General features: G+C 62.0%; 17 protein-coding genes. 2 read left to right on the top strand and 15 right to left on the bottom strand.

Annotated elements, in window-relative coordinates; translation table 11 throughout:
* Positions 1-25 precede the first annotated feature (25 nt).
* The 5 genes from ACYQ14_RS13915 to ACYQ14_RS13895 form a co-directional block, all read right to left on the bottom strand.
* The gene (locus ACYQ14_RS13915) at positions 26-880 is read right to left on the bottom strand and encodes a YihY/virulence factor BrkB family protein (protein ID WP_459889035.1); all 855 of its coding nucleotides are present in this window, start codon (positions 878-880) and stop codon (positions 26-28) included.
* 303 nt (positions 881-1,183) lie between these two features.
* A complete protein-coding gene (locus ACYQ14_RS13910) occupies positions 1,184-1,390 on the bottom strand; it encodes a DUF2196 domain-containing protein (protein WP_459890078.1) in 207 nt (68 codons plus the stop codon).
* Between the two features lie 144 nt (positions 1,391-1,534).
* On the bottom strand, positions 1,535-1,963 hold the full coding sequence (msrB, locus tag ACYQ14_RS13905; RefSeq protein WP_459889034.1) for a peptide-methionine (R)-S-oxide reductase MsrB: 429 nt from the start codon (positions 1,961-1,963) through the stop codon (positions 1,535-1,537).
* A 127-nt stretch (positions 1,964-2,090) separates the two neighbouring features.
* A complete protein-coding gene (locus tag ACYQ14_RS13900) occupies positions 2,091-2,252 on the bottom strand; it encodes a hypothetical protein (RefSeq protein ID WP_459889033.1) in 162 nt (53 codons plus the stop codon).
* Between the two features lie 54 nt (positions 2,253-2,306).
* Positions 2,307-3,098, bottom strand: a complete 792-nt coding sequence (locus ACYQ14_RS13895) for a minichromosome maintenance protein MCM (protein ID WP_459889032.1) — start codon at positions 3,096-3,098, stop codon at positions 2,307-2,309.
* Between the two features lie 186 nt (positions 3,099-3,284).
* Here ACYQ14_RS13895 and ACYQ14_RS13890 point away from each other — a divergent pair, with 186 nt between their 5' ends.
* Both ACYQ14_RS13890 and ACYQ14_RS13885 read left to right on the top strand, forming a co-directional pair.
* Entirely contained in the window at positions 3,285-4,514 is a 1,230-nt protein-coding gene (locus tag ACYQ14_RS13890) for an ornithine cyclodeaminase, nickel-pincer nucleotide-dependent (protein WP_459889031.1), read from the top strand.
* 237 nt (positions 4,515-4,751) lie between these two features.
* On the top strand, positions 4,752-5,702 hold the full coding sequence (locus ACYQ14_RS13885; RefSeq protein ID WP_459889030.1) for a phytoene/squalene synthase family protein: 951 nt from the start codon (positions 4,752-4,754) through the stop codon (positions 5,700-5,702).
* A gap of 117 nt (positions 5,703-5,819) precedes the next feature.
* On the opposite strand, the gene cruF is transcribed toward ACYQ14_RS13885, so the two are convergent.
* The 10 genes from cruF to ACYQ14_RS13835 all read right to left on the bottom strand — a co-directional run bounded on the left by cruF (position 5,820) and on the right by ACYQ14_RS13835 (position 14,054).
* Complete coding sequence (cruF, locus tag ACYQ14_RS13880) at positions 5,820-6,674, bottom strand: bisanhydrobacterioruberin hydratase (protein ID WP_459889029.1); 855 nt, start codon at positions 6,672-6,674, stop codon at positions 5,820-5,822.
* Positions 6,667-7,575: a prenyltransferase gene (locus tag ACYQ14_RS13875; RefSeq protein ID WP_459889028.1), complete on the bottom strand. Its 909-nt coding sequence runs from the start codon at positions 7,573-7,575 to the stop codon at positions 6,667-6,669. The genes cruF and ACYQ14_RS13875 overlap by 8 nt, the downstream gene beginning before the upstream one ends.
* Before the next feature lie 162 nt (positions 7,576-7,737).
* Positions 7,738-9,276 (bottom strand): phytoene desaturase family protein, encoded by a 1,539-nt coding sequence (locus tag ACYQ14_RS13870; protein WP_459889027.1) that lies wholly within the window; start codon positions 9,274-9,276, stop codon positions 7,738-7,740.
* A 99-nt stretch (positions 9,277-9,375) separates the two neighbouring features.
* Entirely contained in the window at positions 9,376-9,723 is a 348-nt protein-coding gene (locus ACYQ14_RS13865; RefSeq protein ID WP_459889026.1) for an avidin-fold protein, read from the bottom strand.
* 479 nt (positions 9,724-10,202) lie between these two features.
* A complete protein-coding gene (locus ACYQ14_RS13860) occupies positions 10,203-10,487 on the bottom strand; it encodes a translation initiation factor eIF-1A (RefSeq protein ID WP_082146691.1) in 285 nt (94 codons plus the stop codon).
* A 143-nt stretch (positions 10,488-10,630) separates the two neighbouring features.
* Entirely contained in the window at positions 10,631-11,743 is a 1,113-nt protein-coding gene (locus tag ACYQ14_RS13855; protein WP_459889025.1) for an NAD(P)-dependent alcohol dehydrogenase, read from the bottom strand.
* 102 nt (positions 11,744-11,845) lie between these two features.
* Positions 11,846-12,379 (bottom strand): hypothetical protein, encoded by a 534-nt coding sequence (locus ACYQ14_RS13850; protein WP_459889024.1) that lies wholly within the window; start codon positions 12,377-12,379, stop codon positions 11,846-11,848.
* Between the two features lie 45 nt (positions 12,380-12,424).
* Entirely contained in the window at positions 12,425-13,156 is a 732-nt protein-coding gene (locus tag ACYQ14_RS13845; RefSeq protein WP_459889023.1) for a fumarylacetoacetate hydrolase family protein, read from the bottom strand.
* A 126-nt stretch (positions 13,157-13,282) separates the two neighbouring features.
* Positions 13,283-13,477 (bottom strand): hypothetical protein, encoded by a 195-nt coding sequence (locus tag ACYQ14_RS13840; protein WP_459889022.1) that lies wholly within the window; start codon positions 13,475-13,477, stop codon positions 13,283-13,285.
* 139 nt (positions 13,478-13,616) lie between these two features.
* Complete coding sequence (locus ACYQ14_RS13835) at positions 13,617-14,054, bottom strand: DUF8009 family protein (RefSeq protein ID WP_459889021.1); 438 nt, start codon at positions 14,052-14,054, stop codon at positions 13,617-13,619.
* Between the last annotated feature and the right edge of the window lie 2 nt (positions 14,055-14,056).

The following is a 14,056-nucleotide window of genomic DNA, read 5'->3' as shown; positions in this document are numbered from 1 at the left end:
AGCCCGAGTCGGGCCAAGGTGGTGGTCAGGTCGTCTTCGCCAACTCCTCGGACATCGGAACCCAGCCGTCGTCGGGATCGACGCGATCGGCGAGCACTGCGTTGAGAACCGCGCCCAAAAGCAAGCAGAGGCCGCCGAAGTAGACCCACGTCAGGACCAGCAAGATCGCACCCGCGATGTCGAACAGGGCGACGCTCTCGGAGGTCAACACGTAGATGCGAAAGCCGACGGCGAGAATCGACCACGTCACGGCGGCGAACGCCGTTCCGGGAAGCACCTCGCGAATCGAAACGTCGGGTTCGGGAAACACGTAATACATCGGGACGAACAGGACGAACAACAGCCCCGTCAGGGAGATCGTGCTCGCTGCCATCGCGAGCGGTCCCTCGAAAAAGAGCGAGACGCTGACGCCGAGGAACCCGACGAGCGCGACGCCCACCGCAACGGTAACCGTGAGCAAGAACGCGTAGAGAATCGTCACGAACGACGCCGAGAGGGCGGCTTTGACCGACGACTGGGACTGTCTCGAGCCGTAGACTGCCGTAAACGCGCTGTTTACGGCCTGAAACAGGCGAGCCGCGCTCCAGAGTAGGATACCGAGCGCGAGCAGGGCCGCTCGCGTTCGATTCGCACCGTCCCCGGCGGCTTCGTCGAGTTGGTCTCGACCGATCGTTCCCTCGAGCCCGGTCGCGGTCTCGAGGGCCTCTAGGACGACCTCGAGGGACTCGAGTATGGTGACGGCGACGAGCAACAGGATAACGAGGGGAACGAGCGTATTGAACGCGTGGTAGGCCAACCCGGCGGACTTGACGCTGATCTGGCGTTCGCGAGCGACGGCCGTGACATCCGTAGCGAGTGTCCGGATGCTCGAGGGGATCATAGTCATCGTTCACTGACGGAACCGAAATATCCTCGTCTCGAGGATACGGCATCGAGCCGCGGCACTGGGGTGGTGGTGTCATAGGGTCGGTTGTACCTGTTTAGCGGTCCGTCGCCAGAGCGGGGTGGCGAATGGCCGGAAATGACGTACAACCGACCCTATCAGGCGAACCGCGGTGCTGGCCGAGAACCGACACCGGACGAAAGGCACCGCTCGACGGAAGACACCGCTTGACGGAAGGAGGTGCCGGGCCTGGAAACGAACACGTCAGGGGACGGGAGCACCCATGGGGGCGGCGTCTCGCTACTCGTCGACGACGACCGACTGGACGTGGCCGACGATGCCGCTTTTTAGCTTCACATGCGGGCCGTCCGGGTCGTCGCCGTAGATCGTTCCGACTTCGCCGTGGATCGGCTCCTGGTCGGTGGATTCGATGTCGGTATCTTCCTGCACGATTTCGACGGTCATTCCCTGTCGGAGTTCCTCGGCAGTTGGTCGTTCGGAGGACATTGGACTAGCTAGAAGTCCGAGAAAGCCGTCCGAAAACATGGTGCCTGCATATTCGGCGTCGTCGTTCAGGGCCTGCATATTCGGCGTCGTCGTTCAGGGCCTGCATATTCGGCGTCGCCATTTGGAGCAGACGATCCGAAGGCCCTACTCGTCCTCGAACTCGAGTGCCGCGGAATTGATACAGAACCGTTTCCCCGTTGGTTCGGGGCCGTCTTCGAAGACGTGACCGAGGTGGCCGTCGCAGTTCGCACAGAGAACCTCCGTTCGTCGCATTCCGTGGCTGGTATCCGTTCGAGTTTTCACCCGCGCGTCGTCGACGTCGTAGAAACTGGGCCAGCCGCAACCGGACTCGAACTTGGTATCCGACTCGAACAAAGTTGCTCCGCAGCCGGCGCAAGCGTAGCTTCCGTCGGCCTTGTGGTCGACGTATTCGCCGCTGAATGCCGGTTCCGTTCCAGCCTCGCGGAGAATCTCGTACGCTTCGTCGGTGAGTTCCTCGCGCCACTCCTCGTCGCTCTTTTCCGTCGGAACGCGGCCGCTCTCGCTCGAACTCGCGTCTGTTTCAGGTTCCATACTCCCCTCTAGGGACGAGAGACTCAAGAGTCTGTCCGGCCAGCGCGGCCCGTCGCGCTTGCAGGTTCCTCGAGCGGGACCGGCGAGTGAAACGTCGAACGAAACTGCTGCCAACGGTGGAAGCCGCCTATCTCCCGGTGATGACGTTCGTGCTCTTACACTCGGGACACTGGGTCATCCGGCCGAGTTTCGGCACCTCGAGTCGTCGCCACTCCGTCGAGCCACCCTCCGCTTCGAACCCGCAGTTCAAACAGCGCGACCGCGTGACCGCCCCTGATTCGTAAGCCATACGCGAGGGTATGGTATGAACTTGCATAGAGGTTTTTCCACCGAGTAATGAAAGTCAAACCGTGTTATCGGTTTCAGGGACCGGAGCCGCCGATTCGGTCCCTTCGGGGTGCTCGTCGAGGGGCCGTCGATCGAGGCTAACCGCCTCGAGTTCGATTTCGGCTCGAGTCGTCTCGCTGTCGAGTCGCGCTCGCGGAATCGTGACGAGTTCGAGGCGGTCACCGGCCTCGACCGACCCGGTGAGGTCGTGCTCGAGCGACACGGGAAGCGTTCGATCGCCGTCGGTCAACTGGACGAGTTGCGCGTCGACGTACTCGCAGTAGTCGGGAACGAGTCTGAGCGACGTTCCGGTTTGGCAGGCCTGACAGCGGACCGTATCGCGAAGTCGTCGATCGTGCTGGGGGACCGTCGTCTCCTCGCCGCACCGGTCGCACTCGAAGACCGCCGTCACGACCCGCGGTTGTGGCGACTCGAGCGAGCGAACCGTTCCGGCGACGGTAATAAGCCTGTTCAGGTGACTCGAGCGAATCGAGGTGAGCGGGTAGCGGACGCTATCCGGGACGTCCTGCAGGCGAAAGTAGAGCCGTTCGTCCGCGCGGAGGTTGGTCTCGAGTTCGTCGAACCGCTGATCGACGAACGCCGCGAGCGCCGTTCGACCGGCCTCGAGGGTCCGATCGGGATCGCTCAGTAACGGCGCGGTGAAGCGGTAGTCCGTTCCACACTGTTCGAACGAGATCGATAGGTTCCGACGATCGGGGAACGCGACGAGCAGGTCCCTGATGTCGTCTTCTACGGATTGAAACACGTGCGTGTGCCACTTCTCGATCAGTTCCTGCTCGGAGATCATCACTCGTTCTTCTCCACCAGCGGCCTTCGTTAGTTGTGGATTACTTCCCTGCGAGTGATAAGACAGTGCTGATCCCGACGGGATCGAGAGAGGATCAGTCGAACGACACAGAACCACGGTCGAACGACACAGAACCACGGTCGAAAGACACACACATTGACGACGCTCGGCCGCAAAGTGTCGACAATGACAGTGACGCGAACGGTCGAACTCGAGGGCCACATCATCGACTCGGGGACGATGGGCCGGTGTTTCGGGGTCGTGATGGATCTCGGCGGCGAGTTCGACGTCGAGGAGTTCAACGTCGGACGGCACAAACACGCCGAGACCTATTGTCGCATGCGAGTCATCGCAGAGGAAGAGGAGGATCTCCGGGCGATCCTCCACGAACTGAATCAAAACGGGGCAACTGTTGCGGATCCGCGGGACGCAACGCTCGAGGCCGCGCCCGACGATCAGGTGGTCCCGGTGGAGTTCTACTCGACCACGAACCATCCGACGTTCGTCCGGGTCGACGGCGCGTGGATCGAGGTCGAGGATCCCGAGATGGACTGCGCGCTCGTCGTCGAGCGCACCGAGGACGGACCCGCGGCCCACACGAAGGTCCTCAACGCAGTCGACGAAGGGGATCTCGTCGTCACCGGCGAGACAGGGATCAGGGTCGAACCGCCCGAGCGCCCACGGAACGGCGGGAGTTCGTTCGGCTTCATGCAAGGCGGCGTCTCGAGCGAGCGCCCCTCCGCTTCGCTGATCGAGGAGATTGCAGACGAGATGCGCGAAGTTCGGGAGAACGACGGCACCGTCCTCGTCGTCTGCGGACCCGCGATCGTCCACTCCGGCGGCCGGGACGCGCTCGCGGACCTGGTTCGAGCGGGATACGTCGACGCGCTCAGCGCGGGCAACGGCTTCGCCGTCCACGACCTCGAACGGGACCTCTACGGGACCTCACTCGGCGTCGACACGGAGAGCCTCGAGCATCCGCGCAAGGGTCACAAACACCACATCTACACGATCAGCGAGATCGGCCGCGTCGGCGGGATCGAAGCGGCCGTCGAGGAAGGAATCGTCGAGGAGGGCGTGATGTACCAGTGCATCCAGAACGACGTTCCCTACGTGCTGGCGGGATCGATCCGCGACGACGGGCCCTTACCGGATACGATCACCGACGCTATCGAGGCCCAGGACGCGATTCGCGAGCAAGCCCACGAAGCAGATCTCGTGTTGATGCTCTCGACGTTGCTCCACTCGGTCGCCGTGGGGAACTGTCTCCCCTCGACGACGAAAACCGTCTGCGTCGATATCAACCCGGCAACGGTCACGCAACTGCTCGATCGCGGCAGTGCTCAGGCGATCGGGATGGTCACGGATATCGGGACGTTCACCCCGATGTTGGCTGAGGAACTGCTCGAGGAGTGAAACGGTCCTGACCGCCATTGTCGTCCGAGTTTCGGTCGGGTCGAGGGCGTAAATCTCATCGGTTCACGTCGAGCGGAACGTCCGTCGGCCCCAACTGGTGAGGGGTTTCTATTTTATATCCACCTGTAGTACGGACTACATCCTCGACGGGTCGCAATCCGGGAAGACTGGGGACGAACCAGGAGAGTCGGGTGCCAACCGGGAGAGCCCGAACGCGAGTCAGGAGAGAAAGAGAGAATGCAACAGGAACACATCGAGGCCGGCAAGGCGATCCAGAAGCGAACTGGAAAGACGTTCTATCTCGCGACGCGATTTCTTCCGGAACGGGTTCGCCACGCCACGCACGTGCTCTACGCGTTCTTCCGAATCGCCGACGAGGTCGTCGACGACGCGAACGGTACGCCGCCGGCGGAACAGGCCGCTCACCTCGAGTCGCTCCGAGCGCAGGCCCTCGGCGAGGAACCGCCCGAGGACAACGTGCTCATCGCGTTTCAACAGCTCTGTGAACGCTACGACATCGGAGAGCGCGAGATCAACGTCTTCATCGACGCGATGAAGACCGACATCGAGACGAACCGGTACGAGCGCTACGAGGACCTCGAGGAGTACATGCGCGGGTCGGCCGCATCCGTCGGCGTGATGATGACGGCGATCATGGAATCCGACGAGGCCGACACCGTTCGTCCCCACGCGGTGAAACTCGGGGAGGCGTTCCAGATGACGAACTTTTTGCGGGACGTTCGCGAGGACGTTCTCGAGCGCAATCGAATCTACCTCCCGCTCGAGAGTCTCGAGGACCACGGTGTCGACGAACGGGAGGTCGAGAACCTCGAGTTCTCCGACCCGTTCGCCTCGGTGATGCAGTCGGAACTGAAGCGAACCGAACGGCTCTACCGCGAGGGCGTAGCTGGGATCCGGTACCTTCCGAAGGACTGTCAGCTCCCGGTGTTGCTCGCGGCGGTGTTGTACGCGGAACATCACGCCGTTATCCGGGCGCAAAACTACGACGTGTTGAACGAGGAACCGTCGCTCTCGACGACTCGAAAGCTGTGGTGTCTGGCGAAGACGCGCTGGCACTGGCACTGGAACCGCGATCCGGAGGCCGTCTTTCAGCGGGTGTCCGCCGTGCCGCCGAGCGATACCTGCCACCGCGGCCCCGGCCACGGGGAGAACGTTCCGACACACTAACGTCGTTCTGTGGGGGGAGTTGGTCCGGCGATTTGCGTGTTCTCGGACATCTCCTGAGAGGATATCAGCGAACGGCGCAGCTGATAGCTTCGCCTCTTTCTAGTAGAAATTCTCCCGCTACCGCTCGGGAACCGCCGACGTCACCATCTCGAGGTCGTAGCGCTCGGTCCGAAAGAGCGCGACACAGAACAGGAGCGCGACGCCGGCTGCGAGCCAGTTCGCGTAGAAAACGTTGATCGTCCCCCACAGCAACACGAAGCTCACCAGATCGTCGAGGATGAACTCACAGTCGGCCACTCGAGCCCGGAGTGCTGATCGGTCGAACGCTAAATCGACGAGGACGACCGCGACGGTCCCCGAAAGGATCCAGCCGGCGTAGTTCGAGACGGGGACGCCGTAGTAGACGCCCGCAGGGTCGAACGTCCAGAAGCCGATCGCGACCGCGGCGGGGTCGAGTACGAGGTCGACGGCGACGACCGCCGCGATAGCGACGAGCAGGCGAACGAGCGCGCTGTCGGCGGACTCCTCGAGCACGAGCAACGTCAGCAGGTAGGCGTTGAGGACGAGCGGGACGAAGAACAGCGGGAGGGCGATCGGGATCTCATCGAAGAGCATCGGGCCTAACTGGATCGTGTACTCGAAGGCTCCGTAGGGCCAGTCGGTTCGGACGCCGACGAATTCGATCGCGTAGGTGTACGCCGTCAACAGGCCGAGCAGGCCGAGCGCCCGCCAGCCGATTCTGGGACCCAACCCGACCACGAGCGGCGAGCGCATGACCGCCGTCCCGAACAGGATAAACAGCGGGTTGTACGCAAACGGTTCGGGAAGGATCCCCTCCGCACTGGCGAGTAGCGTCAGCGCGCCGACGATCGGAAACACCACCGCGATCGTAAACCGGTTGTTCCGGATGGTCTCCTCGAGTCGTCGCTGGGTCGCCGCCCGCATCGCTGACGTCCCGGCTTCCTCAGCCATAGAACACCCCCCAAAGCCCGCCTATCGTCAGAACGGTGCCGACGGCGGTGTTGATCGCGGGAAACCACCAGTAGGCCCGGTCGACGGCCACGCTCGCGGTCGCGACGGCGACGACGAGCGTCGGATAGACGAGCATCAGGAGTCCGAGTCGATACTCGAGTGTGCCGAAAGCGATGGCGGCCAGTAGCCAACAGACGCCGCAGTAGGCGTAGGTCCGTTTCTCGCCCAGCACCGTCGCCGTCGTCCGGATTCCGGTCGTTCTGTCGGGTTCGATGTCGGGGATCGCCGAAAAGGTGTGCATGCCCATGGCCCAGAGCCAGCCGCCCAAAATCGCCAGAAGCGGCGGTTGACTCCCTGCGACGGCCGCGTACGCCGCTCCGGCGGGGGCGATGTAGAGGCCGTTCGAAAGCGAATCGAGGAGTGGCGTCGTTTTGAATCGAAGCGGCGGCGCGCTGTAGGCGGCTCCCAGCGCGAGAAACAGGACGATCCACGGCCACGCCCCGGATGAAAGCGTCGGGAAGAACACCATCGGAAGGAGTGCACACCCAGTGACGGCGACGGGGACGATCCGCTGGCCTTCGTACCGGGTTTCTTGGTCCGCTTTTTTCGGATTTGCAGCGTCGATGTCCCGGTCGTAGATGTCGTTGATCCCGTACAGGAACACGTTCGCCGGGAGCAGAAAGTAGCCGAACAGGACGACGACCGACACCGAAACGAGGTCGCCGACCGACTCCGCCGCGTAGGCGACCCCCACGAGGACCGGCCCCGCGAGGTACAGCCAGAAGCGCGGTCTCGAGAGCGCCAATAGGTACCGGAGCTGTGACTCGAGGCCGCCCGAACCGTCACGGCTTCCAAAGCGGGTTGATTCGGCGTTCCCGCCCAGTTCATCGTCGTTCGTCATCTCGGTTTGTCATTTCGAATCGTCGTTCGGCTTTAGTCGTCCTGTCTCCGTCGTCGGTTTGGTCATCCTGTCTCCGTCGTCGGTTTGGTCATCCTGTCTCCGTCGTCGGTTTGGTCGTCCTGTCTCCGACATTCGATGAGCGTCGATGCCCGTTCGGCTGGGCTATTGGCCGTAGTCCTCGAGTACCGCCTCAGCCGTCAACTCGCCGCTGATGAGACACATCGGGACGCCGATACCGGGCGTCGTGTACGAGCCGGTGAAATAGAGACCGTCGACGGCTTTCGACCGATGGGGCGGCCGAAAGAGCGCCGTCTGACGGAGCGTGTGTGCCATCCCGAGTGCCGTTCCTCGATAGCTATTGTACCTGTCCGCGAAATCCTCGACGCTGAACCGTTCCTCGAGGACGATCCGATCGCGGAGCTCTTCGCCCGTGTTCGCCGCGATATCCTCGAGCACCTGCTCGCGGTACTGGTCGCGTCGTTCGGGCGTGTCCTCGAGGCCCGGAGCGATCGGAACGAGGACGAACAGGGCGCTGTGGCCGTCGGGGGCAACATCGTCGTCCGTTTCCGAGGGGACACAGCAGTAGTAGGCGGGATCGTCGGGCCAGGCCGGGTCGTCGAAAATCTGCTCGAAGTGCTGGTCCCAGTCTGTCGGGAGGACCAGCGTGTGGTGGGCGAGTTCGTCGATGTCGCCCTCGACACCGAGATAGAGCAAGAACGCAGAGGGCGCGTACGTTCTCGACGCCCAGTAGTCGGCGTCGTACCCCCGCTGTTCGGCCGTGAGTAGTTCCCGTTCGGTATGTGCGTAATCCGCGTTGCTCACCACGAGATCCGCCTCGAACGTGCCGGGTGTGCCATCTGCCTCGAGTGTCTCGGCGACCGAGTTCGATTCCGTTCCCTGCGGCTCAGCCTCGACCAGAAACGCGCCGCGGCGTCCCTTGATCGCTGTTACTGGGCGATTCGTTTCGTAGGTGACACCGAGTTCCCGACCGAGTTCGACGAGCCCGTCCATCACCCCGCCGAGCCCGTTTTCGGGGTACCAGACGCCGAGGTTGAAATCGACGTGACTCATCAGGTTGTACAGCGCAGGGGTATTGTTCGGAGAGCCGCCGAGAAACACCAGCGTATACTGCATGATCTGCTGGAGCTTCGGATGGTCGAAGTACTCCTCGACGTGTCCTTGCATCGTCCCCAACAGGGAGAGCCCGCGGGCCTGCCGGGCGACGTCGAGGTCGAGGTAGTCCCGCAAACGCGTTCGATCTTCGTAGACGAAGTGTTTCATCCCGACCTCGTAATTCTCTCGAGATTTCTCGAGGTAGCGTTCTAACGCCTCGCCGGCACCGTCCTCGTAGGATTCAAAGAGTACTTTCGTCTCTGCAAGCTCCGGCGTGATGTCCACCTCGTCGCCGTCCTTGAAGAAGATCCGATAATGCGGATCAAGGTGGGTGAGTTCGTAGTAGTCCGTCGGCGTTCGATCGAACTGCCCGAAAAAGCGCTCGAAGACGTCGGGCATCAGGTACCACGACGGGCCCATATCGAACCGGAAGCCGTCTTTTTCGAGCACCGACGCCCGGCCGCCGAACTGTTCGTTCTTCTCGAGAACGCGGACATCGGCCCCCGCATCCGCGAGGTGACAGGCCGTCGACAGCCCGCCGACACCACCACCGACGACGACCACGGACTCGCCAGCCAACGGGTTCATTGGGAATAGATAGTATAGACTGGTTGATAAGGGTAGGTCACACATACGTAGGGTTTCCTGAACGAAACACCGGAGAGTCGCGGTGACCCGTCAGCGCCGTCACTCGAGCATTTCTTCGTGGACCGACTCTCCACTGCCGGGCTTTGATTCCCACTCCCACTCGTCTTCGACTCTGATGCGCCCGTCCTCGAGTAGTTCGACGTCGCCGACCGAGTGGCCGGTCGCCGTCTCGCCGTCCGCATTGATCTGCGCGTATCGGATATCCCACCGGTCCCCGTCGAACGTCCCGACCAGGTGACCGTCCACGACCGCTCCTCCCGAATAGCTCGCGTAAATCCGGTCTCCCGTTTGTTCGAAGTGAAAGCGTGTATCTGCGCCGACTTCTCCTTCCTCGTCATTTGCGACGCCGGCGAGCGTTCGGCCGTCCAGCGAAATATCGTCTGCCATATACGGAAAGCGGTAGCTCGTCGAATAACGGTTCCGGGTTTGCGGTACCATGGCTCAAGATATAATTATATGATACAAGAGACAACCGACGGCCGTTCGCCAGACGGAACGGACTACCCGTCGGTATCAACGAGTAGCGCGTCGATGGATGCCCAAGAAATCGAAAAGAGGGTCGCGCGAATAGGAAGCTCGAGTCCTCGCCACGTCTCTACTCCCACGAGGATGCGCGACCCGTGTCGGTATGTTCGGTATTCAACATGCGACACACTGCACGTCTGTCACCGGACTTGCTATCGACCGGCGGTATCTCTACGTATGGGCGGCTTCTATATAAAACTGTGGGAGACAATATCACGCATAGATCTATTCGACTGATGGCCGGGGCTAATCCAGAAAGCGAACGGCGAATCGAGCGACGAAGAGAGATCTCTCTCGAGGCTAAGAAGCTTCCGTGTGTGACCACGGACGCAATAAGTCGATTAGTCGATGTGTCCTTCGCGACGGAGCTGATCGGCGTCCTGTCCGGAGTAACGCCATTCGATGGTCGCCTTCTCGTCCTGCCAGTCCCACGGTTCCGCGACGACGATATCGTCCTCGTTAATCCAGGTCCGGTACTTCATGCGGCCAGGGATCCGGCCGAGACGCTCTTCACCATCCTGGCAGCGAAGCCGGACGTGGTTTCCACCGAGATGCTCGGTAACGACAGCGAACACCTCATCGTTGTTAGGCATGCGGAGGTTCCGCCGCCCTGTATCTTCAGTCACACTAGCGATACGGTCGGCCGACAGTTAAATCATTTGAGTCGCACGTTATCATGACACTCACTGCCACACAATTTCCCAACTCGTCGAGATAGTCAGGTCCAGAGCTGTTTCGAGCTAAAACAAGAAGTCAACGATTCTTTATATTATGGTTCGCTGATACGAAGTACCGGCTTGATCGTCTCCCCGTTCTCCGAAGCCTCGACCGCCTCTTCGATCTCGTCGAACTCGTAGTAGGTGACGAGTTCGTCGAACGGGAACTTCCCCTGGCGGTAGAGTTCGATGAGGTCGGGAATAAACTGCTTTGGGTTCGAATCGCCCTCGACGATTCCGGTAATCGATCGCCCGTTGAGGATGAGATCGTTGACGTCGAAGCTCGCTTCGGTCCCGAGCGCCGGGGCACCGACGATTCCCACAGTCCCCCGCTGGGTGAGCGCGGCGATCGTCTGTTCGGCCACCTCGGGAACGCCGGTCGTCTCGAGCGCGTAGTCGACTCCACCGTCGGTCAGTTCGCGTACCGCTTCGACTGCGTCGTCGACCGACGCCGGATCGACGGTTTCAGTCGCGCCGAGGTCCGCGGCCAACTCGCGACGGTTGTCCTTCAATTCGACCGAGACGATGTCCGTACAGCCCTCGATCTCCGCGGCCATCACCGCCGAGAGGCCGACCGAACCCGCACCGAAGATGGCGATCGAAGAGCCGGTTTCGGGTGCCAGGGAGTTGATGACCGCACCCGCTCCGGTCTGGATCCCGCAGCCGAGCGGCCCGAGCAACTCGAGCGGAACGTCGTCCTCGACGGGAACGACGTTCCGTTCGGTCGCGATCGCGTGCGTCGCGAACGACGACTGGCCGAAAAAGCGCCCGCTCACTGTCTCGCCGTCCTGAGAGAGCGGCGACGTTCCGTCTTCGGGTCGTGCGCCGCCGAAGTTGTGGGCGAAGAAGTCCTCGCAGTAAGCCGGGTGGCCGTCGCGACAGTTGGAACACTCCTCGTCGTAATCGAAGCTCAGGACGACTCGGTCTCCCGGCTCGACGGCCGCGACGCCGTCCCCGACCGATTCGACCACGCCGGACCCTTCGTGGCCGAGTACCGCCGGCAACGGCGTCGGATACAGCTGATCCCGAACGATCAGATCCGTGTGGCAGACGCCAGCGCCGACGATTCGAACCAGCACTTCGTTGTCCTGTGGCTCCTCGAGTTCGACACCCTCGATATCGAACGCGCCCCCTTCTTCGTTAACGACCGCTGCATCTATCTGCATAACGGTAGCACTTACCACAGGAACTGCCAAGTACGTTATGAACAATTACACAAGGTCTGAGCCGATCAAAAGGAACTTATTCGCGAGACACACCGCCGTCGATCACAGGACTCGTTCGGAATCCGGGTTCTCGAGGTCCCACAATACTTTCGGAAGAAACGCCTCGAGATTCTCGATAACGCGCCGGTCGCTGACGTTTAACCCCTCGCAGTGGTCGTGTGCCGAATCGCGGATGTCGACGTGGAGGTCGCCGTCCTCGAGCCAGACGCCCAGCGGAAAGACCGAACAGCGCGTGGGTTTCCAGTCCTCCTCGAGGTGGAGCGAACAGAGGCCGTCCTCCCGGAGGAACGCACAGGCGTTGCCGTCCTCGTCGACGTGTTCCTCGCGATCTTTTTGCTCGCGAGTGACGAACTTCTCGCCCCGAAAGTCGGTCGTCGTCTCCGAAAGGTTCGCTCGAGCGGCGAGCTCGATCAGATCTCGGTCGTAGAGCAAGACGCCGTGGTGACAACACCAGGTACAGTCCTCGACACACTCGAACGTGAGGTCGGGATCGAACTCAACGATCGCCTCTCGGCCGTCGTAGACCTCGATTCGTTGCGGGCCGGTTCCTCGCTCGTTCGACGTGTCGGTACTCACACTCGAGGAAATGAGGTGCGTTCGGAAGTGCCTTTCTGCCCGGCCCTAGGAGTCCGCTTCGCCCGGATCGACTACCGTATTTCGCAACGTTCCGACCCCCTCGTAGGTGATTTCGACTGTCTCGCCGGGTTCGACGAGGCCGGGGTTCGCCGGACTGCCGAAGGCGACGACGTCGCCGGGTTCGAACGTGACGCGTTCGGAGAGGTGCGAGACGATTTCGGACGGATCGAACAACATTAGCTCCGTGTTGGCTTCCTGTCGGCGCTCTCCGCCAACGTCCGTCCACATATCGATCCCCGTCGGATCGAGATCAGTCTCGAGCCATGGTCCGAGCGGGCCGGAGTTGTCAAACGCCTTGCGTGCACTGCGTCCGGCCTGGTCGAGCGCGTCCATGTCGTTCATGATCGTGTAGCCTCGGACAACATCGTTGACTTCCGAAGGCTCGAGGTTCCGACAGCGCACGTCGATGACGGCCGCGAGCTCGCCCGCGTAGGTCAGTTCGTCGGTAAACGAGGGGTACGGAATCGGCTGTTCGTGGCCGAGCAACGCCGTCGGTGGCTTGATGAAAAAGTCCGGTACATCGGGGCGTTCGTACTCCATCTGCTCGAGCGTTGCCGTGTAATTCCGACCGACGCAGTACAGCGCGTCGGGGACAGACGGCGGGAGCAACGAACCGTCGATGCCCACCTCGTACTCGCCGTCGTCTGCATGTATCACGCCGTCTTCGTACCGTCCAGCGACCGGTCCGTCCGGAGTCGCGAGCCGTGCGATTCGCATGCGTGGTACTCGAGAGCGCGGCAGGGTAGTCGTACCGGTTTTCCGAAACGAGCGCAGAACGAACGTTCTCCCGGCGAATCCGAGAGTTGCTTCTTGACGGCGACAGCGACTTCCGGACGGCGAGAATTACTCTTCGACGACGAGATAGGTGTGCGACCCGCGGTGTTCGAGCGAGACGCGATCCGTGCCCACGTTCGTCCGGACGAACTCCTCGACGCCTTTCGCTCGCAGGTCGCTGACATCGATCCGCGGCCTGTCGGAGTCGACTCCCGGTTCTCGGTCGCTCGGTTCGTCGTCGAACTGCTTTACGAGTTGATTCATACCAGTCAGTTGGAGCGATAGTACGTGAAAGCGATCCGTCCACAGTGAAAGTGAAAGTACGTGACGGAGGAGGTGTCGCCGTCGAACGGGGGTTTCCGTCCGCTCCGCCTATCGCGGCTCCGTTCTCGAGCGGTGAGTATCAGCCGAGTCGCTTCACGTCGACGCGGTGTTTCCGGCCCTCGCCGTGGCCCTCCTCGACTGTGACCGACTCGAGTACGACCGACTCGCAGATCGCGTCCGCGGCGCGGTCGCGCCAGGCTTCGAGTTCCCGTTCTCGTCGTTCCCCGATCCGGTCCGGATCGGTCCCGTCCGTCTCCTCGAGTTGCTCGCCGAATGTGGGGTAGGCCTCGAGAACCTCGTCCTCGAGGAGATCGGCCGGCGCTACGTGAATCGCGTCGGGCACTCGAGCCTCCGGATCGTGAAACACGTGTAGCCGGGCGCGCATCCGGCCGTGAAACGGCGGCGTCGCTCGAAGGACGGCGGTGCCGGGATTTTCTCGAGTGTAGATCGCCGCGTCGAGGACGTCCTCGGCGGCGACGGCGAGCGATCGGATCGACGACGGCTCTGAATCGGACATGG

The sequence above is a fragment of the Halostagnicola bangensis genome (assembly GCF_054653435.1).
This window is presented reverse-complemented; position numbering and strand designations above follow the sequence as displayed.